The following is a 25,719-nucleotide window of genomic DNA, read 5'->3' as shown; positions in this document are numbered from 1 at the left end:
CAGGGTCGTTCCATCCGCCGCGCCAGCGGTGACCCACTTTCGCATATGCGAAAGTGATCTGTTTCTACGGCTTGGGAGGAGGCTCCGAGGTGGGGCGACGGCCGCGAGGCAGGGCTGGCACGTAGCACTTGCCGCGGAACATCTGCCCATTGGCGAACGAGGCCTCGCACTCTTCTGGCGCGAGTGGGACCCAACACGCTCCGTTGAGGGCGACCTGTCGTCTGAGAGGACAGCGCCCCTTGGAATCCGGCTGCGTCTGGCCGGGGATCGGCTCGGGGAGCGGTTCTTCCGCCATGGCAGGCAGTGACGGCTCGGGCACATCCGGGGAGGCCGCGGTGGACAGCGTGTCTCCGAGCCCCGCGGTTCCTGCGTCTGGCCGGGAGACTCCTGGAGTGGAGGAGACAGCGGAGGACTGCTGCGAGAGCTGCTCGACCACACCTCGGCTGACCCAGAGGGCCACGGCCAGAGTTGCGGCGGCGGTGGCCAGCGCAGGCCACACCCACCGCATCGTCCTTCGTGGGTGGGCGCTGCCTGCGGCGGGCTTGTCGTCAGAGGGGACCAAGGAGGGCGCGGGCTTCACCTCAGGGGCGGGAGCCGGAGGAGAATGCTCGGCGGCTGGCACAGCCACCACGGGACGGGGACGTGCGAGCCGCTCCATCTCTTCTGCGAGCTGGTGCACGGTGCCTCGTTCTTCCGGGAGCACCGACAGCAGACGCCGCACCGGAGCCCGTATCGATGGCTCGACCTGCTCCCATGCCGGAGGCAGCTTCACCGCCTCCATGCTCCAGAGTCCCTGCGCATCCTGGAAGGGATCGGAGAACTGAGGGTATTCACCGGTGAGCCAGCGGCATGCGGTGACACCCAGTGCGTACAGATCATCCGCCGGCTGGGCGCGGTAGCGAGCCGCGCGAGAGCGCAGGTTCTGCAGCTCGAAGAGTCCGGACTCGGGCGAGCGGTAGGCGGGAGTGCCCGGGAAGGCATCCGGTGGCGTCAGTGTCTCGGCCTCCGGGTAGAGGCCGGTGCCGAAGTCGATCAACATGGCGCGGCCGTCCATGCGGCGCACCAGGACGTTGTCGCCCTTTACGTCTCGGTGCACAGCGCCCTGCGAATGGATGCTCTGAAGTGCGCGCGCCAGGTGAGCCAGCATCTGGCTGGCCTGGGGTAGGGAGAAGGGCTGCTGACGAGCCCAGGCATACAGAGGCAGGCCGTCCACCCATTCCATGATGAAGAAGGGGAAGAAGTCGCCAGCGGGGGACTGCCATTCACCCGCCTCCCAGAAGCGGGGGATGCTGCCGTTGCGCAGGCGGGAGAGCAGCTCCGCCTCCCGAGCGAAGCGGGGGTTGCGAGGCAGCAGGGCCAGCTTGAGGGCTACGGGGGTTGCGAGCTCTCTGTCCGCAGGGACAGCCCGGTAGACAGCGCCGTGGAAGCCGCGGCCCGCCCAGCCTGCGATGCGCCAGCGGCCCACGAGCGTGCCGACTGGCAGCGCGGCCGGGTGAAGCGAGGACGGAGGAGCACCGGACATGCGCGACAGCCTGCCCCACGGCTTGCAGCAACGAAAGGGGTAGGCACGGACACTTCACGCACGACGACGTGGACGCCTGGGGATTGCCTCAGCCGAATGGCGCACGACCTGGCGGGCGGGGGGGGTTGAAGGCGCAGTCCTTGACGTTCGGAGGGAATGAGGGCCCTCGCAACCGCCTGCCTGCCCGAGGAACGAGCACCTGATCGGTGTAGGGCCTCCCATCTGGTGGTATGCAGGGGCCCCATGAACCACTCCCAGAGCAAGGCCCTCTTCACCCGCGCGCAGGAGCGAATCCCCGGCGGAGTGAACTCGCCCGTGCGCGCCTTCCGAGGCGTTGGTGGCGACCCTGTCTTCTTCCGTGAGGCGACGGGCGCGTGGATGACGGATGTGGATGGCAACCGCTACGTGGACCTCGTGGGGAGCTGGGGTCCGCTCATCCTCGGCCACGCCTACCCGCCCATCGTCGAGGCCATCATCGACGCCGCGCGCCGTGGCACCACTTACGGAGCGCCGGCACCGGGAGAGGTGGAGCTCGCCGAGCTCATCTGCGCCACCGTGCCCACCGTGGAGAAGGTGCGCTTGGTCTCCAGCGGCACCGAGGCCACCGTGGCCGCCATCCGCCTGGCGCGCGGCTTCACCGGCCGCGACTACATCCTCAAGTTCGAGGGCTGCTTCCACGGCGCCGGAGACCCGTTCCTCGTGAAGGCGGGCAGCGGCGTGGAGACGCTGGGGCTGCCGGACTCGCCGGGCGTGCCGTCGGCGCTGGCGAAGCTCACCCTCACCGCGCCCTTCAATGACCTGGGCGCCGTGGAGCGCATCTTCGCGGAGAAGGGCAAGGAGATCGCCTGCGCCATCATCGAGCCGGTGGTGGGCAACATGGGCGTACTCATCCCCAAGCTGAACTACCTGAAGGATCTCCAGGACCTGTGCCGCAAGTACGGCGTGCTGCTGGTGCTGGACGAGGTGATGACGGGCTTCCGTCTGGCGCGCGGCGGAGCGCAGGAGCTGTACGGCCTGCAGCCGGACCTGAGCACCTTCGCCAAGGTGGTGGGCGGCGGAATGCCGCTGGGTGCGTACGGCGGCCGGCGCGACATCATGGCGAAGATCGCCCCCGAGGGCCCCGTGTACCAGTCGGGCACGCTGTCCGGGAACCCGGTGGCGGTGGCCGCGGGCCTGGCGTGCCTCAAGGCGCTGGCGGCGCCGGGCACGTACTCGCGCCTGGAGCAGATCAGCAGCATGCTCGAGGAGGGGCTGTCGGCCGCGGCGAAGGAGGCCGGCGTGCCCATCACCCTGAACCGCGTGGGCAGCATGTTCACCGTCTTCTTCACCAGCAGCCCGGTGTACGACTACGCCAGCGCGAAGAAGTCGGACACGGCGCGCTTCTCCAAGTTCTTCCACGCCATGCTGCACGAGGGCGTCTACCTGCCGCCGAGCCAGTTCGAGGCGGCGTTTGTCTCGCTGGCCATCGGCGAGCCGGAGGTGGCGCACATCCTCTCCGCGGCGCGAAAGGCCTTCCGAACGCTTGGCTAATCCCCACGAGCCCGAGTCCCAGCGGGGACCCTTCCGGTTTGGACCCTACACCCTGGCGCGAAGGATTGGCGCCGGGGGCATGGGAGAGGTGTACCTGGCGCGCGAGGAGTCTCCCCGCCGCGCGTGCGTGGTGAAGAAGGTGCTGCCTCGGCTGATGGAGAACAAGCAGTTCATCGGCCGCTTCCGGGACGAGGCTCGGGTGGTGGTGCACCTGCAGCACCCCAACATCGCCCGCGTCTACGCCATGGGCGAGGTGGAGGGACAGCTCTACCTGGCCATGGAGTACGTGCAGGGCAAGACGCTCAGCCGTCTGGCCTACCGCATGCGCCAGCGCGGCCAGGTGATGACGCTCGGAGTCATCCTTCAAATCGGCATCCGGCTCTGCGAGGGTCTGGCCTATGCGCACGATGCGAAGGATGGCTCGAGCCAGCCGCTGCATCTGGTGCACCGGGACCTGTCCCCGGCCAACGTCTGCATCTCCTATGACGGAGAGCTGAAGATCATCGACTTTGGTGCCTCGCAGTCCACGCTGAAGGAGCAGCAGACGGCTCCGCGCGTGGTCATCGGCAACTTGACGTACATGTCTCCGGAGCAGGCGCGGAAGAAGTTCGTGGATCGTCGCGCGGACGTGTACTCGGCGGGCGTGGTGTTGTGGGAGCTGTTCGCCTGGCAGGCGCTGCCGCAGAAGGGCGAGCCGCTGGAGCGCTGGCGCAAGGCGGCGTATCCGAAGTGGGACTCGCCCAGCCGCTTCCGCGCGAACGTGCCGCAGGCCGTGGACGCGGTGGTGATGCGCGCGCTGTCCACCGAGCCGGACCAGCGCTTCGCGAACGCCGCGGCGCTGGGGGCGGAGCTGGCGCGGATCAAGGCGAAGCTGGCACCCGACGTGACGGACGCGGACGTAGGGCGCCTCATGTGCGAGGTGTTCTCCGAGGAGAAGGCCGCGGAGGACGCGGTGCTCGCGGAGCTGCTCGGCAAGGATCCGTCTCGAGCGCTCACCGAACAGGCCATTCCCGCCAAGCTGGCACCGCCCACGGCGCTCGCCTTCGAGCACAGCGGCCTGGAGGCGCCCGAGGACTATGTCCCCGCGGAGGATGATGTCTCCGCGGAGGCGGACACGATCAAGCAGGCTCGCTCGGAGCGGCGCGGCACGCGAGAGGCCCAGGTCAGCTTCGGCATGGACGTGCAGGCCAGCTCGGAGCCCGGCGTGGGAATGGTGGAAGCGCGCCGGCCCCAGATCGTCCGGGAGATCCAGGACGAAGAGGAGGACATCCAGACGCCCGCAGTGGAGAGCAGCTCGGCGGCTCGGCGGCGCTGGGTGTGGGTAGCGCTGGGAATCTTCGTCGGTGCGTGTGCGCTGGGATTCGGCGTGGTGTGGTTGTTCGCTCCCTAGCGGGACAGGGTGGGAATGCTTCGGGTCAAACGCGTGCTGCTCATCTTCGTCGGAATCATCGCTCTGGGTTACGTCGGGCTGATGGGGCTGATGTTCTCGGTTCAGCGCTCCATGCTCTTCCCGGCGCCGCGCAGCCCCTCGCAGGAAGCGCCGCCTCCCGGTCCTGGCTTCCGGCGGCTCTCACCGCCCGGAGGCCCGGTGGTAGACGTGCTGCACCTGGCCGCCGAGCCGGGGCATCCGACGATCGTGTTCTTCCACGGCAACGGCGAGCAGATCTCCTACCTGGCGGAGCTGGGCTCGGATCTGCATTCGCGGGGCCTGGGCTTCCTCGCGGTGGAGTACCCGGGCTACGGGACCAACCCCGGCACTCCGAGCGAGCAGGGCCTCTACCAGGCGGCGGAGGTCGCGATCGCGGAGCTGCGAGCCCAGGGCGTGACGCGCGAGTCCACGGTGCTGGGCAGCGTCAGCCTGGGAGGAGGCGTGGCGGTGGAGATGGCGAAGCGCGGCCACGGTGCGCGGATGGTGCTGCTGGCGCCGTTCACCTCGGTGGCGGACATGGGGAACCTGGTCGTCCCGTTCCTGCCCACCCGGCTGCTGGTGAGGGATCCATTCGACAACGCCTCGAAGGCGCCGGGCATCGACATCCCAGTGCTCATCTTCCACGGTGACCAGGATGAGGTCATCCCCGTGAGGATGGGCCAGAAGATGGGACAGCTCTTCCCCCACGGGAGGGCCGAGGTGGTGCCGGGCGCGCACCACAATGATCTGTGGGGGTGGAAGTACCCGGCGATCATCGAGCGCGTGGCTGCCTTCGCCGCGAGTGGCCAGGCCGCGCCGCTCTCGCAGGGCGGCCCGTAGCCACAGCGGCCCGCGGTGTCGGGCGCGCGGGAGCGTCAGCTGAAGAGCTGACTGAGCCGCTCGAGTCGTCCGAGCCACTCGGTGCGCTGGGCGTCGCGAGCGGCGCCAGTGGGCAGCAACTCATGTGTCAGCGCCAGCTCGGTGCCCTTGGGGACCTTGCGGAACTCCACCGTCACGAGCGTCCCGCCGAGTGCCTTCTTGGCGCCCTCGCCCACCCAGGAGAGGACGAGCATTTCCTCGGAGATGTCGCGGAACTCGCCCACGACAGCCGTCTTCTCTCCGGCAACGAGCGGATAGTCGAAGCGGAAGGTGTTGCCGAGCTTCGGCTTCCAGTCCACCGCCGCCATGGGCCCCCACCACTTCTGGAGTTCCGCGGCGTCAATCCACGCCTTCTTCACCTTGTCCTTGGACACATTGAAGGTGCGGGTCAGGTACAGCGCGCTCTCCGTGGCGGGGTTGAGGCTGAACTTCATGGATCGTCTCCTTGGCGGGAACGAGTGCGCGCGCGAGCTTTCCAGGCACGGCGCGCCGTGACCAGTGTCTCGGAGGAGGCAGGGTTTCGAGCACGCTGTGCCTGCAAGCCTTCATCCCAGACGGTAGGCTTGCATACCCACACATGCCTCTCGTCACCGAGCCCTACACCACCCAGCGTGAACGCTGGCCCACTTCGGGCCGCCACATCCTCGCCCAGAACGATGAGCAGTCCGTTGTTGTCTACCAGGCGTACGCGCCGCGCATCGGGCACTTCGCTGCGGAGCACCGTTACTTCGGCGGAGACTTCAAGCTGACCCGCATGAGCTGGATCAAGCCGAACTTCCTCTGGATGATGTACCGCTGCGGCTGGGCGACGAAGCCAGACCAGGAGACGGTGCTCGCGGTGCGGCTGCGCCGCGAGGCGTTCGAGTCGGTGCTGGCGCAGGCGGTGCACTCCAAGCACGTCCCCGAGGTGTACGGCACGGCGGAGGAGTGGAAGGCGCAGGTGGCGCGCTCGGACGTGAGGTTGCAGTGGGATCCGGACCACTCTCCCACGGGAGCTCCGCAGGAGCGGCGGGCCATCCAGCTTGGGCTGCAAGGGGAGACACTCCGGCGCTATGCGAAGGAGTGGATCCTCGACATCGAAGACATCACCTCGTTCGTCCGGGAGCAGCACGAGCACGTCACGCGGAGTCGGCTCGATCAGCTCGTCATGCCCCGGGAGACGGTGTTCTGGCCGGCCGACGAGGCGACGGTGAAGCGTCTGGGCCTGGCGGCGCCCTCCGAGGGGAGACAAGGGTGACGGGCCCGTTCGCGCGGCTCACGCTGAGCATCCCTGCTGCATGACGCGCAAATAGGCCGGAAATTGTTCCCGGAATATTCGGAGCTGTCGGCGTAACAGGCTCGGACACGGCGGGCTGGGCCGCTGGTCCTCTCGCTGGAGCCAGAAATGAAGGCCTCACCTCGCGCGACGCTGGTCGCCGTGGTTGCTGTGTGCACGTTCTTCGGACGACCCGCGGAGGCGGCGCTGTCGGACGCGGACCGGTGGATCAAGCTGCCCGAGAGCATCTACGTCACCGGCGCTTCGTCCCGAGACCAGGATGGGGATGGGCTGAAGGATGATCTGGAGCACCGGCTGGCAGACACGTGGCGTCCGTACTTCGTCTTCGACGAGGGAGAGAACAACGGCGCGAACACCTCGCAGTTGAGCCTGCAGAGCTGGGAGCCTCGGGTGCTCTTCCAGGTGCGTCCCGAGGGCTGTACCACGTGCGCGGGGGCGCGGCGGCTGCGCGTCAACTGGGCGTTCCTGTTCCGGATGGATGGCGGCTATCGGGGCTCGAACTGGTGCACCAACCACCACTCGGGAGACTCGCAGCGGGGCGTGTACGAGCTGGTCTCGTTCGATGGCGGTGTGAACTGGGCACTGGACCGGATCGACATGTGGGGTTTCGGATGGGCGTGGGCGAACGCGCCGGGGCTCTCGTTCTCGGCGAAGTACAACAACATTGGCGGGACGGGGTACGCGCGTCCGCTGCCCATGGTGTGGATGTCCGCGGGCAAGCATCACCAGTACTACAGCGGAGACGCCTGCGAGAACGCGGACGGTTTCTGTGACGACGACTGTGGCGGCGGTGCGCAGCGGATCGCCAACCTCACCCCGTGGGGCTACTTCACCAACGTGGGCGAGCCGACGCTGCACCCCCTCTGGTCTGGCTACATCAACCAGCCGTTCGTGAACGACCTGTGGCACATCGGCTATCCGAATGAGTACACGTGGTGGGCGGCGTGGATGCGCTCCGACTGCGGCGACATCTTCACCGGCGGGATGAACCCCGGGCCCGACAACACGGGTGCGTACCAGGCCGGCGGCGGCGATACCTGCACCAGCCCCGTCTACCAGCTCTTCGACTGAGCACCACGCCAGGGGAGAACGAACATGTCACGCACGTCGAAGCTGGGAATGCTGGGAACCGTCGTCGTTCTGCTCATCGGTCTGGGCGTGTTGCTGTCAGTGCCCGCCGAGTCCACCGTGCCCGTGGAGGAGCCCGTGAAGGCCGAGCGGCCCGTTGTGGCGGAGCCGGCGCGCTCCTGCGCCATGCCGGAGAGCCCCCGGAAGGTGCAGGTTCCCTTGGCCAGTGCTCCCTCGGGGGCGCCGTTGCCGCCCGAGCCGAAGTGGGCGGGGCAGGGGAGCATGCCCACCGAGAGCCCTCGGCAGGTGCAGGAGCTGCGGCCCATGAGCGTTCCCTACGCGCGGTTCGCCGACCAGCTCGACGCATTCTTCCCGTACATGCACGACGCGCCGCCGAGCCCCGCGCACGCGCTGGAGTACCACCAGTACGCTGACGAGATGATGGCGCAGCTGCACCTGGGGGGTAACCGCGACAACCTGGAGATGGCGCGGCTGATGCTGTTCGACAGGCTCGAGGCGCCCACGCGCAAGCTGGAGACGCAGGAGCAGATGGTGCGGCGCTTCCTCTCGGGTGCGTTCTCCAAGGAAGCGCCGGCCGCCGAAGTCCTGCGTTTCGTCCAGCAGGGAGGCGGCAACGCCGGGCCGCCGATGCGTGAGCGCTCATGGGACATCGGCGACAAGCGGCTGACGGTGAGCGTGCCGGAGGTCTACGGCATGGTGGTCCTCACGGTCACCGCGCGCGGTTGAAGCGTGCCTGGAGCTTACTGCGCCAGCGCGGCGGAGATCCGGGCTTGGATGTCGCTGGTCACCGGGTTCTCGGGATCCCAGCTCTGGGTCATCACAACGCCCAGCACCTTTTCCTGAGGGCTCACCCAGAACGAGGTGTTGAAGATGCCGGACCAGAAGTAGCTCCCCAGGGGGCCCAACTGCTTCGTCAGCTCGGGATTGTCCTGCACCGCGAACCCGAGCCCGAAGCTGATGGGGAAGAACTCCACCTTCAGGTTGCCCAACTGGTTGCTCGTCATCAGGTCCACGGTCTCCTTCTTGAGCAGACGCACGCCTCCGTACTCGCCGCCGTTGGCGATCATCTGCAGGAAGCGGGCGTAATCCGCGGCCGTCGACACCAGCCCCGCGCCTCCCGAGCGGTACGTCTTGCTCCCGGCGTACTGGAAGTCCGGAGCGTAGGAGAAGTGCCCCTCCACCGTGTTCGTCTCCGTCGCGGGCACCCGCTCGAGCGAGCCCGCCGGGGTGTGCCGGTAGAGCGTCACCAGCCGGGAAGCCTGCTCAGGCGAGAGGAAGAACGTGGTGTCCTTCATCCCCAGCGGCTTGAAGATCCGCTCCTCGAAGAACTGGTCGAGCGGCTGTCCGGACACCGTCTCGATCAGATGGCCGAGCAGATCCGTGCTGAGGCCGTACGTGAAGGCCGAGCCCGGTTCGTGCAGGAGCGGGAGCGCGGCCAGCGCCTGGGACTCCTGAGCGAGCGTCCAGCGGGTGTGCTCCAGTCCGTTCGTGATCCCGGCCTGCTTGTAGAAGGGCGTGACGGCATCTGCCTTGAAGGGATACGAGATGCCCGAGGTGTGCGTCAGCAGGTGCTTCACCGTGATGGGCGTCTTCGCGGGCGTCGTGGGGGAAGCCCCGGGGTTCGCGGGGTCCGGCTTGCCGACCACCTGCGGGCTCTGCCACTCGGGCAGGTACTTCGAGATGGGATCGTCCAGCCCCAACTTTCCATCATCGACCAGCATCATCACCGCGACGCTGGTGATGGGCTTGGTCATCGAAGCGATCCGGAACAGCGCATCCTCGGGCAGGGGTTTGTCCTGATCGATGTCCAGCTTGCCCACGGCCTTGACGTAGGTGTCATCCCGGTCCGTACGGCGCACCAGCACGACCACGCCCGGGGTCTTCTTCTCGTCGACCTGTTGCTGGAAGTAGCCCTCCAGAGGTTCGAGCTTTTGTGCCAGCTTCGGCCCACCGCAAGCGGTGAGCAGGCTCATTCCCAGCGTGATGAGGATTGCGGACCACGGGCTGCGGTGCTTCAGGACCATTCGATGCGCTCCCGGTGCAGTGGAGCGTCGGACCCTACCCATTCATGGGTTGCCGCGACACCCGCATGTGCATGACGGGGGTTGGCTCGGGTTGCACATGCGACGATTCGAGCGGGTGGCCCTCTGCCTCCGAGCGGTAGGGACTACGCCGAGGTCCCCAACGGCAGCTCGAGCGCGAAGGTGGCGCCCAGTCCAGGGCCGGGGCTGCTGCAGGACAGTCGGCCCTTCATCTCCGTGGCGGCCAGCGAGCTGATGTGCAGGCCGAAGCCGTGGCCCTCCTTCTTCGTGGTGAAGCCCTGGGCGAAGATGCGCGGCAGGTGGTCCGCGGCGATGCCCATGCCGTTGTCCTCCACCTCGATGATCATCCGCTCCCCCTCGGGGGCGCGGCGCACGCGGATGACCAGATGCTTGTCCGGCTGCTGGCTGGCCACCAGCGAGTCCCGAGCATTGCTCAGCAGGTTGATGAGGATCTGCAGCAGCTGGTGGCGATCCAACGACACCACGGGCACCTGCGCGTAGTCGCGATCGATGCGGATGCCCAGCCGCTCGAAGGAGACGGCGTGCAGGCGTAGCGCCTCGTCGATGAGCTGGGGCACGGCCACCTCCTCCACCGCGCCCGCGGCCCGCGCGTGCTTCTGCTGCATGCTGACGATGGACTTGATGTGCTCCACGCTCTCGCCCAGCGCGTGCAGCTCCTTGAGCATGGACTCGCGCTCCTCCTGCAACTGCTCGGAGAGCTTGATGAGGTAGGGCGGGAGCTTGCGGCCCTGGGGGTCCTTCGTAAGGAAGGCGTCGAAGTCGGTGGCGTGCTCTCGCAGCAACTGCATGGCCTTGGCCAGCCCGTTGAGGCGGGAGTTGCGCAGCTGGTCCGTGACGAGCGCGGTAGAGATGTTGACGCTGTTGAGCGTGTTGCCCACGTTGTGGAGCACGCCCGTGGCAATCTCCGCCATGCCCGCCTGGCGCGACACGTCCACCAGGGTGCGGTGGATCTCTCCCAGCCGCGTCTCGGCCTCCTTGCGGGAGGTGATGTCCCGGCTGAAGATGGTCAGCCCCAAGGTCCGGCCATCCTCTCCGAGGATGGGGTTGATGCTGACGTCCATCACCATGTTGGCGCCCGTGGTGAGGATCTTCTCCTCCAGGCGCAGGCGCTGGCCCTGGAGCACCTGGGCCAGTCGAGTCGCCCAGACTTCGCCCAGCTCCCCCGCCAGCTCCGGGCGGAACAGCAGCTGCCCCAGCTCGAGCTTCGAGCCGAACGCCTTCTGATAGGCCTGCTTCGCCGTGGCGTTGGCGGTGAGCACGTGCCCCTGGGCGTCCACGGAGAGCACCACGTCATCCGTGCTCTCGACGAGGCTGCTGAGCCGGCTCTCGCTCTCGCGCAGCACCTTCAGCGTCCGTTCCAGCGAGGACTGAGCCGAGTCCCGCGCCGTGCTGTGCAGCGTGGCCAGCCCCCATGACGCCAGCAATGCGAAGGTGCCGAACGCGTAGACGAACCAGAGGTCCGCCGGAGGGCGGGAGCCCATGGCCAGGGCATGGTGCTGGACGTAGAGCGGGTAGACGCCGCTCACCGCGATGCACAGCAGGACGGTGATGAGCAGAGCCTGGCGCGGCTTCAGCAGATACACGGCGAGCGCGGGGACCACCATCTCCGACGCATGCGCGCCGGCATAGTCGTTGCCGGAGGTGAACAGGCCCGAGATGAGCCCAGTGCACAGGGTCAGCAGCAGCACCGCCGCGGGCGCCGTGGGCGTGTGGCTCTTGCGCGCGAGGACCAGCGTCGCCGCGTAGCCGATGATGACGACGAACCCGCCGACGGGTGAGACTCCCAACGACAGGGACCACAGCACGTACAGCAGGTCGAACACGAACAGCACGAAGGTGGCCCCCACCATGATGCGGTGGCGGACGAGCTCCGCGGGCGGCGACTCGCGCAAGGATGGCGAGAGCAGGGAGTCCAGCCGCTCGACCCACCAGGAGCGAGACTCCGGGGGCGTGTCTGGCTGTGCGCTGGATCCAGTGGACTCCAGAGCGGGCGAGGACATTTCAGGCGAGGGGGGCATGGCCATGGCGGGGGGAACGCTCCCCCGTGAAGGAACTCCGCGGCGTCGCGATCCAGTCTAGCAGGAGCTCTGCGAGGGCTCGGGAAGCTGTTGCCGCCCCAGGGAACCATGCGGACCCGGGTAGGACTGCCGGTAGCAGGACGAGTGCTCGCTACGTATGTGCGCTCCGGTGAAGGAGGCTGCGGCGAGGGCTCAGAAAGCCACGCAAGAGGTGGAGTCCACGCGGAGCACGGCCTCCTGGTGGAACCGGCTCTTGTACTCCTCGCGGATGGTGTCGATGTCCTGGGAGTGAGCAGCGCTGCCGTCGTGGAGCAGGACGATGACCTTGCTGTTCTCGTGGACGAGGGTGCCGTTGTCCATGAGGTACTGGCCATTCGCGTCGAACATGGTCAGCCCGTCCTTGAAGCGAGGCGTGACGGAGGTGTCGACGAAGTTCTGCCAGTCGGCCTCGCTGACGGGCACGTCGTTCTCGCGGTCGAGGCCGAAGAACAGCTCCGTGCGGAATTGCTCCGTGCCCACGGCACAATCCTCTCCGTCCCCGCAGGCGCTGGTGGCCAGCCCCAGCGTCAGCAGGAGTGGCAGGGAGAGGGCACGGGTGATGCGCGACAAGGGCAGGGGAGAGCGCACGATCGGAAACCTCGCAAGGAAGAGACCGTGCGCTCATACACCCTGTGTGGAGTGGTGCCAATACGACCTGTAGGACAGGGAGGCAGGCTTACGTCGTGCCAGGTTCTGTCTGGCCGTCGCCACGCACGAGGCGTGGGGCCCGCCGCACGCCCGGGAGGCTTTCCAGGCGCACGTCGTTGACGAGCACGAGGCTGATCAGGATGCAGCCGAGCCCCGCGAGCACCCCCAGCGTGGGCCGCTCGTCGAGGAACAGGGCGCCCCAGAGGACGCCGAAGACGGGGATGACGTAGCTCACCGTGAACGTCCTCACCGGGCCGACCTGGCCGATGAGCCAGAAGAACACCAGATAGGCGAGCGCCGTGGAGAGCAGGGCCAGGGCGCACATGGCCCCCACGGCGGCGAGGCTCACCTCCATGCGTGGCAGGGTCAGCAGCGCGGGCACCAGCAGCCACACGGCCGCGGACAGTTGCTGCCCGAGCGCGAGGGTCATCACCGGGGCATCGTCGAGACGCCGCTTCGAGTAGATGCCTCCCGCCGCGTAGCTGAGCGCACCGGCGAGCGTCGCGCCCACGGCGAGCGCGGAGCCCTCGATGGAGCCAGGGCTCCACCCCACCAGCACCCCCACGCCTCCCAGCCCGAGCACGAGGCCGAGCGCGCGCTTCGGAGAAATGCGCTCCCCCAGGAAGAGGCCTCCGATGAGCGCGGCGAAGAGCGGCTGGGCCGCGACGAGGATGGCAGCCATGGAGGCGCTCAAGTGGACCTCCGCCATGGCAATCAGCGTGAAGGGCATGGCCGCGTGCACCAGCCCCAGGATCAGCAGCCGTTTCCAGTAGCGCGCGAGGGAAAGCGGCATCCCGCGCACTGCGGCGACGGACGCGAGCGCGCCCGCGGCGATGAGCACGCGTCCAGCCATGAGTGGAAAGGGGCCGAGCACGGGCGCGGCGATCCGGATGAAGAGGTACGAGGCTCCCCACACCGAGGAGAGAAAGAGCAGGGCCGCGGTCTGTCGGGCGTTCATGGAGAAGGGCTCCCGTTCATGGCTGGGGTCGTGACTGTCCGCGAGGCGCAGAGTGCTCAGGAAGCGGTCTATCGCCCAGGTCCACTTTCGATATTCTGTATGGACCACTTATGGGCAAACGCTCCGCGACCTTTGCGCTGATGCTCCCGCCGCGAGAGGCAGGGACATCGCTCTCCCGCTGGCTCTGCTCTGCCCTGCGTACCGAGATCCTCGAGGGCCGGCTCGCGCCTGGAGCCCGGCTGCCCGCCACGCGGGATCTGTCCCGGCAGTATGGGCTGTCACGTGGGACGATCGTCGGTGCCTTCGAGCAGCTGAAGTCGGAGGGCTACGTCGAGGGCAGCGTGGGCTCCGGCACGTATGTGAGCCGGGTTCTGCCCGATGACCTGTTGCAGGTGACGCACGAGGCCACCGCGCAACCCTCGGTGGCACAGCGGGGACGGCGCCGGGTCTCCAGTTATGCCCGCCGGGTGAAGCTGTTCCCCGGATTCCCCTCGCGCCCGCTCCGAGCCTTCCGCACCGATCAGCCGGCGTTGGAGCTCTTCCCGACGACGCTGTGGGCACAGCTCGCGGGCCGCCGGCTGCGGCGTGCCACGGCGAACCTGCTGCTCGGAGGAGGAGCGATGGGGTACCGCCCGCTCCAGGAGGCGGTCGCCGACTACCTCACGACGTCGCGAGGCGTGAAGTGCGCCGCCGAGCAGATCGCCATCGTTTCCGGGACGCAGGAGGCGCTCGACCTCTGCGCGCGCCTCTTCCTGGATCCGGGCGATCGGGTGTGCATGGAGGATCCCGGCTATCCCGGCGCGGCCCTGGTGTTCGAGGCGTTCGGGGCGAGGATCTCCGCGGTGCGAGTGGATGAGGAGGGCATGCGCACTCCGGGCTCGAACCTTCGCGGCGTGCGCCTGGCCTACGTGACGCCAGGGCACCAATTTCCGACGTGCGTGGGCATGAGCCTCCGGCGGCGTCTGGCGTTGCTGGAGTGGGCGCGGAGCACGGGCGCGCTGATCTTCGAGGACGACTACGACAGCGAGTATCGCTATGCGGGGCGCCCGATGCCGGCACTGCAGGGGTTGGACCGTCACGGGTGTGTGCTCTTCGTGGGGAGTTTCAGCAAGGTGCTGTTCCCATCGCTCCGGTTGGGCTACCTGGTGGTGCCGCCGGATCTGGTGGACCTCGTCGACGCCACGCTGTCCGTGACCCGCCGCCACGTACCGCTGCTGGAGCAGGCGCTGCTGTGCGACTTCATCACCGAGGGCCACTTCGGGCGGCACGTGCGGAGGATGCGCGAGGTGTACGCGGAGCGCCTGTCCGTGCTCATGGAGAGCGCGAAGCAGCGGCTGACGGGGTTGCTGGAGATCTCGGGCGTCGAGGCCGGGCTCCAGACGGTGGGCTGGCTGTGTGACGGAGTGGATGAGGCGGAGGCAGTCCAGGCCGCTGCGAGGCGGGAGGTCGAGGTGACCGCGGTGAGCCGCTACAGCCGAGGGAAGGTGACGCGCGAAGGCCTGCAACTGGGCTTCGCCGCGGTGTCCGCCGAGGAGATCCGGCGAGGGGTGCGAGAACTCGCGGCGGCGCTCGAAGGAGTGCTCAGCCGTCCGCGAGCTCCAGGAGCTTCTTGACGGTGTTCCAGTTGCGCCCCGTTGGAACGACACCCAATTTGGCTTCGGTGAACACGGTGGCCAGCTTGGAGGTTCCGATGCCGTTGGGGAACCGGGCATAGATTTCACGGCCGACGGCGCGGAACTCGTCCGGCAGGTAGGCGGCCGGGTTGATCGCCTGGAGCCGCTTGGGCTCGGGCATCGCGGACAGGAACGTCACGAGGAAGTGGGAGGGGTCCTCCTCGGCGCCGGGGAGCGGATTCGCCTGGATGGCTGCGGCCAGCTCGTCCCGGGTGCGGAGGACGACCGACACCTCGAAGCCGAACTCCTCGGCGATGGCCGCCTCCAACTGCTTGATGACCTTCGCGGAGCTCTTCTCCTTGCTCGTGAAGACGGCATTGCCGCTCTGGAGCAGGGTGGAGATGCCGGTGTAGCCGAGCCCCTCCATCAGCGCGCGCAGCTGCGCCATGGGGACCTTTTTGTTGCCACCGACGTTGATGCCGCGAAGCAGGGCGATGTACCGGGCCATGGGCCCGGTCCTAGCACGAGCGGCTCAGGGTTGCGGAACCCCGAGGGTACAGGCCTCCCAGAGGCGTTGTTCAGCCGTGGTGCAGGAAGGCGTCGTGAACGGCGTTGAGGCCGGTGGCCGACTGGTCCTCGCGCACCACGCAGCTGATGTTTATCTCCGAGGCTCCCTGGGAGATCATCTCGATGTTCACGCCCGCGGTGCCCAGCGTGGTGAACATCTTTCCCGCGGTACCGCTGGCGAACTTCATGCCCTCTCCAACGATGGCGAGGATGGCGCGGCCCGGAGTCACCTCGACGTTGCCGAACTGCTCGAGCGTGGCGCGTGCCTTGTCGGCATCCGGGAGCCGCTCGACGGTGCAGGAGATGGTCACCTCGCTCGTGGAGATGAGGTCGACGACGATGCCGTGCTGCTCCAGCGCATTGAACACGCGGGCGAGGAAGCCGTGCGCGTTGTACATGCGGTTGGAGGTGATGGTGAGCACGGTGATGCCGCGCTTCACGGTGACGGCCGTCACGAGTTCGGTCTTCTCGGTCGTGTAGGGCGCGATCACCGTGCCCGGGGCGTCCGGATGGAAGCTGTTCTTGATGCGGATGGGCACGTTCGCTGAGACGACGCGCTCCATGGTGAACGGGTGGAGGACCTCGGAGCCGAAGTAGGTCAACTCGGCGGCCTCGGCGGGAGAGATGCTCGAGAGGACGCGAGCGCTCGGCACCTTGCGAGGGTCGGCGGTGAAGATGCCATCCACTTCCTTCCAGACCTGGAGCTCATCGGCCTGCGAGCGACCGAGCCCGGCGGCGATCATCGCGGTGGTGAAGTCGGTGTATCCGCGGCCGACGGCGTTGAGCAGGCCGCCGGGCACCATGCCGAAGAAGCCGGTGACGACGGGCACCTCGCCATCGCGCGGGCGGCACCTCTCACCGAGCTGGCCCTGCAGGCGGAGGAAGAAGGCGGGGTTCACCGTCGTCTCGCTCTCGGGGATGATCTGGGCGAGGTCGGTGTAGACGGCCTTCACGCCGCGGTCGTTCAGCACGGCGGTGAGGATGCGCGCCGAGAGCTTCTCGCCCACGGCGAGCACGTTGTCCTGGGAGCGCGGGGAGAGCTCGCGGATGACGGAGATGGCCTCGAGGAAGCTCTTGAGCCGGCCGAGCTCGTCGGTGACGAAGTGCCTGGCCTCGTCGCGGAGCTTGGCGTCCTTGACGCTGTCGCCCACCGCCTTGAAGTGGTTCTGCTCGATCATCTCGAGCTCTTTGGCGAACGGGGCGCCCTTGCGAGCGGCATCGGCGGCGGCGATGAGGAGGCTGGTGGTGCCCTCGCTCTTGGTGGTGCCGCTCATCGCCGAGACGACGGCGATCACCGGCTGTTTCTCCAGCGTCCTCTGGATGATTCCGGCGACGTTCTGCATCCGTTCGCCACTGCCGACACTGGTGCCACCGAACTTCTGAACGACGATGCCCATTCTCGAACCTGGCTCCTTCCTTATAGGGAGCCTTCTACACGAAGAAGGCCCCGTCGAGGACGCGGAGGAGCGGTTCTTTGCGGGGAGCGGAGGCCCACCCGTGGGAGGGTGCTCCCTACACGGTCACCCCGTGGCTCGGGCCGGCATGCGGACGGTGGGGGGGACGAGCCGGAAGGGGACCTCCACGTCCACGGCTTCGCCGCTCACCGTCGAGAGCACGAGCTGCACCACCCAGCGGATCTTCACGAGCTGCCCGCCGTAGCTCCACGGGCCCATGGGCAGGCGCAGCTGGAAGCCCAGCACCTTGCCTGGGGGAAGGACCTGGTCCCGGACGAGCACCGCGGCCTCGGGACCGCCGACGTCCTCGGTGCCCTTGCCCTCGGTGAACCAGAGCACGCGGCACTCGAGCGAGCGCGCGTGGACGGGGGCGGAGGCGTCCACCCTCACCGCCCCGCGGAGCAGGCTGCCGGCGGGGAAGTCCATGGAGTCCTCTTCCAGCGCCACCTCGAGCTGGAGGGTGCTCACGGGCCCTTCTCCTGCGCCAAATGGACGGCGTCCTCGAGCCCATGGGGGACGACGGGCAGCTCATACTCGCGCTCGAAGTCGGGCCAGGCGCGGAGGTCGCCCTCGACGATCAGCTTCCACGTCACGCTGTTATACCGGGCGCGGAAGTTGTGCATGGCGTCCTCGGGCAGGGCGCCGCGCAGGTGCAGCACCCACGGCTGGCGCCAGCCCACCTGGATGTCCCTGCGGCCCTCGAGCAGCTTGTCCACCCGGAGCACCCTCTCCGTCCGCGTCTCTCCCTTGTCGGGGTACGTCACTTGCTCCTCGCAGACGAGCCGGACGCGGAAGTCCGTCAGGTGGAACCAGCCCCCTTGGGTGAGCGAGAGCTCGAAGGCTTCTCCGGGGTGGAGCACCTCTCGCGACAGCTCGACCCGGGCCTCTGGCACGCGGAGTCTCACCAGGAGTGTCCGGACGAGCGTGATGAAGGCCCAGGCGACCGCGAACGCGAGCAGCGCGACCCCGAGCATGCGGACGAAGGTAGGAACGTTCTCACTGCCGATGCGCCACAGCGGTACGAAGAGGATGGCGCTGACGCCGCTCACGACGGTGAATTCGAGGGCGCTCCTCCTCACGGACAGACCTTTCGACCGGGAGAGCGTGACCGCCAGCGTGTGACCAGGGGCGACCTGGAACGCGGGGAGCCACGCTCGCGGATTCGAGGAAGCCTGGTTCGGTTGTCGGAGCGCCATCTCCCTCAAATGCTAGCAGCCCTCCCCCGGCGCTTCGAGGCACCGTGCCCGAGCGGTTCGCTGAGGCCATATCTTAGCTGTTTGCCTGCATCAGGGAGGAGGGGCGAGGTTGCCCACTTCACCGCACAGGGCTTCGGTCTTGTTCCGTTGAGTGGTTTGCTATTGGGCCACGAAGCATCGCGCGACAGCCGTTCCTGAGCGACGCTGCGATCGGAGTCCCGCGGGCGGCGGCCTTGAACCGAACGGGTTGGAGGCAGAGGACAGATGATGTGAACCGGAATGACGCCCCCGCGCCTCACCTTCTATTGTGAGCTGGCAGCCGAGCCCTTGCAGGCCCTCTTTGCGGACCCGTCCGTGGTCGAGCATCTCGTGGCGCTCGAGGCCTCCGTGAGCCTGGGACTGCTGGACCTGGGTGCGGAGCGGGCTGCTGTGGTGCATCGCCTCCACGAAGCGGGCATCCCCGTCATCGCCTGGCAGCTCCTGCCCGCCGAAGAGGGCTACTGGTTCAACCTGGACAACGCCTCCCAGGCTGCCGCGCGCTACACGGCCTTTCGCGAGTGGACGGCCACGCACCAGCTGCGATGGGACGGAGTGGGCCTGGACATCGAGCCGGATCTCCACGAGCTGCGGCAGTTGCTGTCCAGACGCTGGCGCCAGTTGCTCGTCCTGGTGCGGAGACTTCGGCGCGGAGAGCGGGTACGCCAGGCTCGGGAGGCCTACCTCGCGCTGGTCGCGCGTATCCGCGAGGACGGCTACCGGGTGGACACCTACCAGCTTCCCCTCATCATCGATGAGCGCCAGGCGGACTCCACCTTGCTGCAACGCTTGCTGGGGGTGGTGAACCTGCGGGCAGACCGGGAGGTGTTGATGCTCTACTCGAGCTTCGTGCGTCCCCATGGCCCTGGCCTGTTGGAGAGCTACGGCCCGCAGGCAGGCTCCATCGGCGTGGGCAGCACGGGCGGCGGAGTGGAGCTCCCCGGCGCGGGCGCGGCGCCAGCGCTGACCTGGGAGGAGTTCGCCCAGGATTTGCGGCAGGCCCGGCGGCTGTGCTCGGACCTCCACATCTTCAGCCTGGAGGGCTGTGTGCGGCAGGGCTTCCTTCCTCGGCTCCGGGACTTCGACTGGAGCGGCATGGGGGAGGCTACCCCCAAGGGGAACCGGCGCCTGGAACGCATGCGCCAGATCGCCGGGGTGGTGTTGAGAGCCACCTCGCGAGTGCAGCGCTGAGGCGCCCGCCCCGAGCGAACTACAGCAGCAGCATGTACGCCTGGATGTCCGCGATGTCCTGCTCGGACAAGGGAAGGCCGAGCTGATCGAACAGGATCCTGTACTGCACCATCACCTGTTCGAGGTCCTTCGCGGAGTTGTCGTGAAAGTAGGGCGCCGTGTTCTTCACGTTGCGCAGCGACACCATCTTGAAGAAGTTGGCATGCGCGGGATTTCCCGTCTGCAGCATCAGGCCCGGGTCGGGCGACACCACGTGCTGCTCGGTGTCGTTCGGCAGGGTGACGATGAAGTCCAGGAGAGGGTTGCCAGCAAGGTTGGCCTCGGACACCGCGCTGCTGGAGAAGTGGCCGCCGGCCGGCAGGCCCTGCGGATTGAACTCCGTCAACGTGTTGAGCAGCGGACCGCCATGGCAGCTGCCACACAGGCTGGCCGGTGCGAAGAAGGCCGCGCCACGCTTCTCGGAGGCCGTCTTCCCCGTGGGCAGCGGTGGCGGCGTCCCCGTGCGTGCGTAGTTCATCATCTTCGCCGAGGAGAAGAGCGCCTTCTCGAAGTCGGCCACGGTGTGCAGCTCCGCGCCCGTCGGCACTCGGCCGCCCTCGGCGTGCTCGTTGATGGCATGGAGGGCCTGGCTCTGCAGCGTCGGCTCGCGGCCGTCCCACATCAGCACGGGATCGAAGCGCGGCGTGTCGAACGTGCTGGGCACGGCGCGGCGCAGCTTCACCGTGCGCGCCGTGGGGTTGGAGGCCAGCCGGACGTTCGGCGCCATCGTGACATCCACGGTCACCGTCGCGGCATTCAGCAGCCTCGAGTAGCTGGCGCCATCTCCCGCATCGCTGTCGATGGCGCGGAAGAGCGGATCCTCGGGGTTGCGCGCGTAGGCCTCCTGCACTTGGGCTGGCGCCAGGCTCCCGGTGCTCATCGTGTGGCACGTCGCGCAGGTGCGCCCGTTGCCATCGAAGGTCTCCCGGGTGAAGAGGCGCGCGCCCTGCTCCGTGCTGGCCAGCGTCGCCTGCTGCTCCGCGTCCCAGGCTTCCTCGATGTCGGGGTCCTCCACCGGAGGCTCATCAGGGGCCGCCGGTTCGCTACAGCCAGTAGCCGCCAGCAGCAGGAGTGAGGTGAGGGTAGAGCGCTTCACAGTCACTCTATTTCCGCGCAAGTGCTCGAAGCGTTCAAGGCGGTACCCTCCCGATGCCGGGACCGTCCGAAACGACGACAGGAGGGGGTAGGCCCGGACCTGCGATGCCAATCCGCGATGAGGGCTGTTCAACGTCCTCGTCGCGGCGGTGGCAGATCCGGGCCGTGAGCGCGTGGCTCCGTGCCTCCAGGGCGTTACTTGTACTCCACCGTCAACACGGCGCCGGAGCCCTCGGTGAGGAAGAGATAGGAGGTTCCGGCGGGGTTCTGGTCGAAGAGCACGCGAGCCTGGGTCTTGCCCGTCTTGTTGATGGCGGCCAGGCCCGAGGCATTGAAGTCGGTGGAGCTCTGGGCGCCCGAGGTGAACTTGATCAGGTTGGCCACGCCGCTGGCGGTGGCGGCGGCGGTGAAGTCCGTGGTCTCGGTGGTGGCGGAGCCGAACGTCCCGTTCTTCAGATCGATGCTCAGGAGGTTGCCGGAAGGATCGGCCCACGGATCGCCCGAGGCCGAGGAGAACGTCACCTTCAGCGAGGCCCGCACGAGCGTGGCGGTGTCGGGCAGCGAGGAGGTATCGAACGAGAAGAACGCCCGGTTGAACTTGGCATCCGCGCCCTTGCCGACGGCGGGCGTGGTGAAGGTGCCCACGGCGGGAGAGGAGCCGTCCGAGTTGGCCTTCACGTAACCGTCCTCCGACGAGATGCTGGAGAAGGAGACGGTGGTGGTGGTGCCGCCGCTCGCGTTGCTCACGGTGACGGAGGTGTCGTTGTCCGTGCCGATGTTGTTCGCCGCGTCATAGGCCTTGGCCATGAGCGAGTGGCTGCCATTGGCCACGCCCGCGGTGTTCCAGGTGAAGACGAAGGGCGCGGCGGTGTCCGTGTCGGCCAGGGCGCCGTCCACGTAGAACTCGACGCGGCTCACGCCCGCGGAATCCGAGGCGCTCGCCGTCACGTCCACGGTGCCGCTCACGGTGGCGCCATTGGAGGGAGCCGTTACGTTCGCCGTGGGGGCGGTGGTGTCCGAGGACGCGGTCGGCGGCCCGACGGAGATGCTGTCCACCCAGGCTTTGGCGCGGCTGGCGTTGGAGGCGCTGTCCGTCGCGGTGGCGACGAACTTCAGCGTCACGGTGCGGTTGGCATAGGGGGACAGATCGATGTCCGCGCGCTGCGTCCAGTTGGACTCGGCCAGCGCGCCCAGGCCGCTCTTGCTCGCCGAGTCCACCACGTGGTCGGTGCCGTCATTGACGATGACCTTGAAGGCGGTCGAGGCCAGGGTGTTGGCGCCGTAGAGGTCCAGCTTGCGCCAGTAGGTGAGGCGAGGGTTGGAGGTGAGGGTGACGCTGACGCTGGCCGTCTTGGTGACGGTGTTGAAGGCGGGGACGGCCGAGCCGAGGATGGACTTGCTGCCGGTGGTGCCCGTCTGGTCGCTGGTATCCAGCGCCCACTCGGTGATGGTCCAACCGGTGTTGTCCGGGCCGTTGTTGGAGAAGCGCTCGGTGAAGCGGACAGAAGTCTGATCCACCGTCACGGCCACCGAGCCGGACACGGCGGTGTTGCCTGCCGCGTCCGAGGCGCGGGCCTGCAGCGAGTGGCTGCCCGTGGCGACGGAGGTGGTGTTCCAGTTGAAGACGTAGGGCCCGGCCTGCTGCGCGGACACGCCCTGGCCCACCACGGTGCCGTCGACGAGGAACTCGACCTTCGTCACGCCGGTGTCATCCGAGGCGGTGGCGGTGATGTCCACGGCGCCCGCCACGGTGGAGCCGGCGGTGGGGAAGGTGAGGCTCACGGTGGGCGGCGTGGTGTCGGAGATGCCACCGGACACGGTGACGGAGACGGTGGCGGAGGTGGTCTTGTTGCCGGCGGCGTCGTAGGCCTTGGCCACCAGCACGTGGGTGCCGTTGGTCGCCGCGGCGCTGTTCCACGCATAGGCGTAGGGCGAGGCCGTGTCGGTGCCCACCAGGGCGTTGTCGATGAAGAACTCCACCTTGGAGACGGCCACGTTGTCCGAGGCGTTGGCGGTGACCTGCACGGTGCCGCTCACGGAGGCGCCATTGGTGGGCGCGGAGAGGCTGACGGAGGGTGCCGCCGTGTCCGAGTTGTCGAGCCCGAACCACTTCGCCGCGTACCAGGTGGAGCAGATGTCCGTGTCGAGCACATAGGCGCCCGCGGTGCCGCACGCCACGCTGGAGCCTGGGAACTTGAAGGCCGGATCAATGGGCGTGCCGTGGCCCATGCCGGTGATGGCGTACGTCTCGACGAGGGCCTTGCCCGCCGTGTCCGTGTAGACCTTGTGGGGGTAGCCGGCGACCGTCTCGCTGATGTCCGCCGTCGTGTCGATGCCGTGGACGGAGGTCCATTGCTCCACGCCCTCCGTCTGGTTGGTGTTCTTCACCGTGTAGTCGGAGGTGCCGTGCCAGATGGACATCCGGGGGTAGGGGCCGGTGTAGCCAGAGTAGGCATTGCGCACCAGGTCCCTCCATTGCGTGGCCGTCTTGTCCACGCCCGGGCTCATGCAGGTAAAGGCGTCCGTCATCGAGGTGGCGCACTTGTACGGGATGCCCGCCATCACCGCGCCAGCGGCGAAGACGTCCGGGTACGTGGCGGCCATCACGTGCGTCATGGCGGCACCCGCCGACAGGCCGGTGACGAAGACGCGGCTCGAGTCGATCGAGTGATCCGTCTTCATCTTGTCCACCATCTGCTTGATGGAGAGCGCCTCTCCCTGGCCGCGGGCGATGTCTCCGGGCTCGAACCAGTTGAAGCAGACGTTCTGGTTGTTGCCGCTCACCTGCTCCGGGTAGACGACGTAGAACTTGAGCACGTCGGCCAGCGCGTTCCAGCCGGTGGCCGCATAGGCATCCGCCGACTGGGTGCAGCCATGCATGGCGACCACCAGCGGCGCGTTCGCGGGCACGTTGGCCGGAACGTACTTCCACATCTTCAGGTTGCCGGGGTTGGTGCCGAAGCTGCTCACCGCTGTGAGTCCGCTCTGGAGGTGGCCCAGTTCGGGCGCTTCCTCCAGGGGGACTTCGGTAGGCGTCATGTCCTCGCATCCGAGGACAGACAGGAAGAGAAGTCCGCCAACGAGACTTCCAAGACGCTGCTTTCGCATGAGCCCCTCCCTTGTGTGGAGGCGCGCGAAGGTAGCACTTCGCGTGAAATGATCACCTGAGTCATGAATCACACATCAACTTTGTGGCGCGATGTTTTACGACGCGACGAGTCGACGTGTTTCTTGTCTCAATGCGTCAGGCTTCGGCCTGGAGCGGAGGCTGCACGGCCTCGGGCTCACAGGGGAGGAAGAGCCGGAAGGTGGTGCCGTGGCCGGGCTCGGACTCGAGCGTCACGCGGCCGGAGTGGCTCTCGACGATGCGCTTGACGATGGCCAGCCCCAGGCCCGTGCCCTTGGCCTTGGTGGTGAAGAAGGGCTCGAAGATGCGCGAGCGCAGGTCCGGTTGGATGCCCGTGCCGGTATCGGTGAGCTCCACCTGCACCTCGGGCCGTGAGCCCTGCTCGCGCCGCACGCGCACGTGAAGCTTGCCGCCTTGCGGCATGGCCTGCACGGCGTTGAGGGTGAGGTTGAGGAAGGCCTGGCGGATCATCCGCTCGTCCACGAGCACGGGGACTTCGGCCTCCACGTCCCACACCACCTCCACCTTGCCGGTGGCATCCGCCAGCGCCGCGCGCACCGTGTCCTCCAACAGCCGTCCCAGGGGCACGGGCGAGGGCGAGGGCGAGGGCGGCCGCGCGAAGTGCAGCAGATCATCCACGATGCGGTTGAGCCGGTCCGCCTCCTCCGCGACGATCTCCACCAGCGGCAGCGCGGGGTTCGCCGTGCCGATGAGGCGGCGGATATAGGAGACGGAGTTGAAGATGGCGCCCAGCGGGTTGCGCACCTCGTGGGCCATCACCGCCGCCAGCTCGCCCAGCGCCGCGAGCCGCTCGCGCTGCACGAGCTGCTCCTGGGTACGGGCCAGCTCCGCGTAGCTCTTCTTGAGGTCCTCGATGAGGCGGGCCTGTTCCAGGGCGAGGGCCAGCTGGTTGGTGATGGCGGAGGCGCGCTCCACCTCTGAGTCCGTGAAGCGGCGCGGACCGCCCGTCTCGATGATGATGGCCACGCCCATGGCGCGCTCGCGCACCACCAGCGGAAGGATGAGCGCGGCGGTGAGCCCCACCTTGTGGGCGATGGGGTGGAGGATTTTCGTCTGCGTCGCATCCTCCACGACGACGGGCATGCGGGTATGGAGCGCCTTGGCGGACAGGGAGCTGTCCGGCGGCCAGATGGGAACGGAAGTCCTGTCCGGCGCCAGCTTCCGGTGGACAGCGGCGCGGGCCTCCAGCTTCTGTCCCTGGGCGTCCAGCAGCAGCAGGAAGGCGTCCGGCGCGCGGGCGATGAGCGCCAGGCCCTCCACGCCGATCTGCATCAGGAGATCCATCTCCAGGGTGGCCACCATCTTCCGGCTCACCTCGTGGATGAGGGCGAGATCATCGGCGCGGCGGCGGACCTCGGTGAGCAGGCGGTGGGACTCGGTGGCGGCGGCGAAGTGCGCGCCCATGGCCTGAAGCGTCTCGCGCTCCAGGGGAGCCAGGCCGCGGCGCTTGCGGAAGGCGACGACGAGCGTGCCGACCAGCCGCGAGCGGACCCGCAGCGGCACCACCGCCACGGTGGTGTAGCCCTGGCGCTGCATGTTCTCCCGCGTGGCGCCGGTGCAGGACTCGACCTCCAGCACCAGGGCCGTGCCTCGCTCCATGGCCTCGTCGGAGAGGCTGCCGCGCAGGGGCATCCGCTCGTACTGCTCGGCGCTGATGGCATCCAGCCCCTGGGCATAGGCCAGCTCCAGCTCCTCCGAGTGGTCCTTGCGGAGGAAGAGGCCCAGCGCCTCGCAGCCCAGCAGCCGGGTGATCTCCCGGGCGCCGGGCCCGAAGAAGTCCCGCGGCTCCAGGGCCGTGGCCGCGGTGGAGGCCAGGCGGTTGAGCGCGGCCAGCGAGGTGTTCTGCGCGGAGAGCTGGGAGATGGTGAACGCCGCATCCAGCGCGGCGGACACCTGGGCGCCGAAGAGGCGCAGCGGGGGCAAATCCTCCTCGCGCAGCCAGGGGGCGGC

General features: G+C 68.0%; 21 protein-coding genes and 1 tRNA gene. 9 read left to right on the top strand and 13 right to left on the bottom strand.

Annotated elements, in window-relative coordinates; translation table 11 throughout:
* Positions 1 to 64 precede the first annotated feature (64 nt).
* Entirely contained in the window at positions 65 to 1,522 is a 1,458-nt protein-coding gene (locus tag KY501_RS34795) for a serine/threonine protein kinase (protein WP_224368003.1), read from the bottom strand.
* A gap of 243 nt (positions 1,523 to 1,765) precedes the next feature.
* On the opposite strand from KY501_RS34795, the gene hemL reads away from it, so the two are divergent.
* The 3 genes from hemL (at position 1,766) to KY501_RS34780 (ending at position 5,300) form a co-directional block, all read left to right on the top strand.
* A complete protein-coding gene (gene hemL, locus KY501_RS34790) occupies positions 1,766 to 3,052 on the top strand; it encodes a glutamate-1-semialdehyde 2,1-aminomutase (protein ID WP_224368002.1) in 1,287 nt (428 codons plus the stop codon).
* 79 nt (positions 3,053 to 3,131) lie between these two features.
* Positions 3,132 to 4,442, top strand: coding sequence for a serine/threonine-protein kinase (locus tag KY501_RS34785; RefSeq protein ID WP_373691674.1), 1,311 nt, complete (start codon positions 3,132 to 3,134; stop codon positions 4,440 to 4,442).
* A gap of 15 nt (positions 4,443 to 4,457) precedes the next feature.
* Entirely contained in the window at positions 4,458 to 5,300 is an 843-nt protein-coding gene (locus KY501_RS34780; protein WP_224368000.1) for an alpha/beta hydrolase, read from the top strand.
* Between the two features lie 35 nt (positions 5,301 to 5,335).
* Here KY501_RS34780 and KY501_RS34775 read toward each other — a convergent pair whose 3' ends face one another.
* The gene (locus KY501_RS34775; protein ID WP_224367999.1) at positions 5,336 to 5,773 is read right to left on the bottom strand and encodes an SRPBCC family protein; all 438 of its coding nucleotides are present in this window, start codon (positions 5,771 to 5,773) and stop codon (positions 5,336 to 5,338) included.
* A gap of 143 nt (positions 5,774 to 5,916) precedes the next feature.
* Between KY501_RS34775 and KY501_RS34770 the strand changes: the two genes are divergently transcribed.
* The 3 genes from KY501_RS34770 to KY501_RS34760 all read left to right on the top strand — a co-directional run bounded on the left by KY501_RS34770 (position 5,917) and on the right by KY501_RS34760 (position 8,430).
* Positions 5,917 to 6,576 carry a DUF4291 domain-containing protein gene (locus tag KY501_RS34770; protein WP_224367998.1) on the top strand — a complete coding sequence of 220 codons (660 nt, stop codon included), beginning with the start codon at positions 5,917 to 5,919 and terminating at the stop codon, positions 6,574 to 6,576.
* Between the two features lie 147 nt (positions 6,577 to 6,723).
* Positions 6,724 to 7,686: a hypothetical protein gene (locus KY501_RS34765; RefSeq protein ID WP_224367997.1), complete on the top strand. Its 963-nt coding sequence runs from the start codon at positions 6,724 to 6,726 to the stop codon at positions 7,684 to 7,686.
* Positions 7,687 to 7,710: 24 nt separating this feature from the next.
* The gene (locus KY501_RS34760) at positions 7,711 to 8,430 is read left to right on the top strand and encodes a hypothetical protein (protein ID WP_224367996.1); all 720 of its coding nucleotides are present in this window, start codon (positions 7,711 to 7,713) and stop codon (positions 8,428 to 8,430) included.
* Positions 8,431 to 8,444: 14 nt separating this feature from the next.
* On the opposite strand, the gene KY501_RS34755 is transcribed toward KY501_RS34760, so the two are convergent.
* From KY501_RS34755 to KY501_RS34740, 4 genes are all read right to left on the bottom strand, one after another.
* Entirely contained in the window at positions 8,445 to 9,728 is a 1,284-nt protein-coding gene (locus KY501_RS34755) for a serine hydrolase domain-containing protein (RefSeq protein ID WP_224367995.1), read from the bottom strand.
* 143 nt (positions 9,729 to 9,871) lie between these two features.
* Positions 9,872 to 11,791, bottom strand: coding sequence for an ATP-binding protein (locus tag KY501_RS34750; RefSeq protein WP_224367994.1), 1,920 nt, complete (start codon positions 11,789 to 11,791; stop codon positions 9,872 to 9,874).
* Between the two features lie 186 nt (positions 11,792 to 11,977).
* Positions 11,978 to 12,412: a DUF3574 domain-containing protein gene (locus KY501_RS34745; protein WP_224367993.1), complete on the bottom strand. Its 435-nt coding sequence runs from the start codon at positions 12,410 to 12,412 to the stop codon at positions 11,978 to 11,980.
* An 88-nt stretch (positions 12,413 to 12,500) separates the two neighbouring features.
* Entirely contained in the window at positions 12,501 to 13,430 is a 930-nt protein-coding gene (locus KY501_RS34740; protein ID WP_224367992.1) for a DMT family transporter, read from the bottom strand.
* A 110-nt stretch (positions 13,431 to 13,540) separates the two neighbouring features.
* Between KY501_RS34740 and pdxR the strand changes: the two genes are divergently transcribed.
* Positions 13,541 to 15,043 (top strand): MocR-like pyridoxine biosynthesis transcription factor PdxR, encoded by a 1,503-nt coding sequence (gene pdxR / locus KY501_RS34735; RefSeq protein WP_224367991.1) that lies wholly within the window; start codon positions 13,541 to 13,543, stop codon positions 15,041 to 15,043.
* On the opposite strand, the gene KY501_RS34730 is transcribed toward pdxR, so the two are convergent.
* The 4 genes from KY501_RS34730 to KY501_RS34715 form a co-directional block, all read right to left on the bottom strand.
* Positions 15,012 to 15,551 (bottom strand): DUF1697 domain-containing protein, encoded by a 540-nt coding sequence (locus KY501_RS34730; RefSeq protein WP_224367990.1) that lies wholly within the window; start codon positions 15,549 to 15,551, stop codon positions 15,012 to 15,014. The two genes, pdxR and KY501_RS34730, sit on opposite strands and share 32 nt — an antisense overlap.
* A 70-nt stretch (positions 15,552 to 15,621) precedes the next feature.
* Complete coding sequence (locus KY501_RS34725; protein WP_224367989.1) at positions 15,622 to 17,007, bottom strand: aspartate kinase; 1,386 nt, start codon at positions 17,005 to 17,007, stop codon at positions 15,622 to 15,624.
* Between the two features lie 123 nt (positions 17,008 to 17,130).
* Positions 17,131 to 17,532, bottom strand: a complete 402-nt coding sequence (locus KY501_RS34720; RefSeq protein WP_224367988.1) for a hypothetical protein — start codon at positions 17,530 to 17,532, stop codon at positions 17,131 to 17,133.
* Positions 17,529 to 18,143 carry a hypothetical protein gene (locus KY501_RS34715; RefSeq protein WP_224367987.1) on the bottom strand — a complete coding sequence of 205 codons (615 nt, stop codon included), beginning with the start codon at positions 18,141 to 18,143 and terminating at the stop codon, positions 17,529 to 17,531. The genes KY501_RS34720 and KY501_RS34715 overlap by 4 nt, the downstream gene beginning before the upstream one ends.
* Before the next feature lie 396 nt (positions 18,144 to 18,539).
* Here KY501_RS34715 and KY501_RS34710 point away from each other — a divergent pair, with 396 nt between their 5' ends.
* A complete protein-coding gene (locus KY501_RS34710; RefSeq protein WP_224367986.1) occupies positions 18,540 to 19,487 on the top strand; it encodes a hypothetical protein in 948 nt (315 codons plus the stop codon).
* 19 nt (positions 19,488 to 19,506) lie between these two features.
* Here KY501_RS34710 and KY501_RS34705 read toward each other — a convergent pair whose 3' ends face one another.
* The 3 genes from KY501_RS34705 to KY501_RS34695 all read right to left on the bottom strand — a co-directional run bounded on the left by KY501_RS34705 (position 19,507) and on the right by KY501_RS34695 (position 25,662).
* A complete protein-coding gene (locus tag KY501_RS34705; RefSeq protein ID WP_224367985.1) occupies positions 19,507 to 20,622 on the bottom strand; it encodes a cytochrome c peroxidase in 1,116 nt (371 codons plus the stop codon).
* Between the two features lie 194 nt (positions 20,623 to 20,816).
* Positions 20,817 to 23,660, bottom strand: coding sequence for an extracellular catalytic domain type 1 short-chain-length polyhydroxyalkanoate depolymerase (locus KY501_RS34700; protein ID WP_224367984.1), 2,844 nt, complete (start codon positions 23,658 to 23,660; stop codon positions 20,817 to 20,819).
* Between the two features lie 205 nt (positions 23,661 to 23,865).
* Positions 23,866 to 25,662: a GAF domain-containing sensor histidine kinase gene (locus KY501_RS34695; protein WP_224368156.1), complete on the bottom strand. Its 1,797-nt coding sequence runs from the start codon at positions 25,660 to 25,662 to the stop codon at positions 23,866 to 23,868.
* On the opposite strand from KY501_RS34695, the gene KY501_RS34690 reads away from it, so the two are divergent.
* A tRNA-OTHER gene (locus tag KY501_RS34690) sits at positions 25,613 to 25,710 on the top strand. The genes KY501_RS34695 and KY501_RS34690 overlap by 50 nt on opposite strands.
* Positions 25,711 to 25,719 lie beyond the last annotated feature (9 nt).

It is taken from the genome of Hyalangium versicolor (genome assembly GCF_020103695.1).
Classification (GTDB): domain Bacteria; phylum Myxococcota; class Myxococcia; order Myxococcales; family Myxococcaceae; genus Hyalangium; species Hyalangium versicolor.
Note: the sequence above shows the minus strand (reverse complement) of the source record. Positions and strands in the feature narration are given on the sequence as shown.

Bases quoted from the DNA above. Each gene is read 5' to 3' on its own strand.
- KY501_RS34730 (WP_224367990.1), bottom strand. From the start codon at position 15,551: ATGGCCCGGTACATCGCCCTGCTTCGCGGCATCAACGTCGGTGGCAAC.
- KY501_RS34770 (WP_224367998.1), top strand. From the start codon at position 5,917: ATGCCTCTCGTCACCGAGCCCTACACCACCCAGCGTGAACGCTGGCCC.
- KY501_RS34760 (WP_224367996.1), top strand. From the start codon at position 7,711: ATGTCACGCACGTCGAAGCTGGGAATGCTGGGAACCGTCGTCGTTCTG.
- KY501_RS34710 (WP_224367986.1), top strand. From the start codon at position 18,540: ATGACGCCCCCGCGCCTCACCTTCTATTGTGAGCTGGCAGCCGAGCCC.
- KY501_RS34750 (WP_224367994.1), bottom strand. From the start codon at position 11,791: ATGGCCATGCCCCCCTCGCCTGAAATGTCCTCGCCCGCTCTGGAGTCC.
- KY501_RS34775 (WP_224367999.1), bottom strand. From the start codon at position 5,773: ATGAAGTTCAGCCTCAACCCCGCCACGGAGAGCGCGCTGTACCTGACC.
- hemL (WP_224368002.1), top strand. From the start codon at position 1,766: ATGAACCACTCCCAGAGCAAGGCCCTCTTCACCCGCGCGCAGGAGCGA.
- KY501_RS34765 (WP_224367997.1), top strand. From the start codon at position 6,724: ATGAAGGCCTCACCTCGCGCGACGCTGGTCGCCGTGGTTGCTGTGTGC.
- KY501_RS34740 (WP_224367992.1), bottom strand. From the start codon at position 13,430: ATGAACGCCCGACAGACCGCGGCCCTGCTCTTTCTCTCCTCGGTGTGG.
- pdxR (WP_224367991.1), top strand. From the start codon at position 13,541: ATGGGCAAACGCTCCGCGACCTTTGCGCTGATGCTCCCGCCGCGAGAG.
- KY501_RS34700 (WP_224367984.1), bottom strand. From the start codon at position 23,660: ATGACGCCTACCGAAGTCCCCCTGGAGGAAGCGCCCGAACTGGGCCAC.
- KY501_RS34780 (WP_224368000.1), top strand. From the start codon at position 4,458: ATGCTTCGGGTCAAACGCGTGCTGCTCATCTTCGTCGGAATCATCGCT.
- KY501_RS34795 (WP_224368003.1), bottom strand. From the start codon at position 1,522: ATGTCCGGTGCTCCTCCGTCCTCGCTTCACCCGGCCGCGCTGCCAGTC.
- KY501_RS34785 (WP_373691674.1), top strand. From the start codon at position 3,132: ATGGGAGAGGTGTACCTGGCGCGCGAGGAGTCTCCCCGCCGCGCGTGC.
- KY501_RS34725 (WP_224367989.1), bottom strand. From the start codon at position 17,007: ATGGGCATCGTCGTTCAGAAGTTCGGTGGCACCAGTGTCGGCAGTGGC.
- KY501_RS34755 (WP_224367995.1), bottom strand. From the start codon at position 9,728: ATGGTCCTGAAGCACCGCAGCCCGTGGTCCGCAATCCTCATCACGCTG.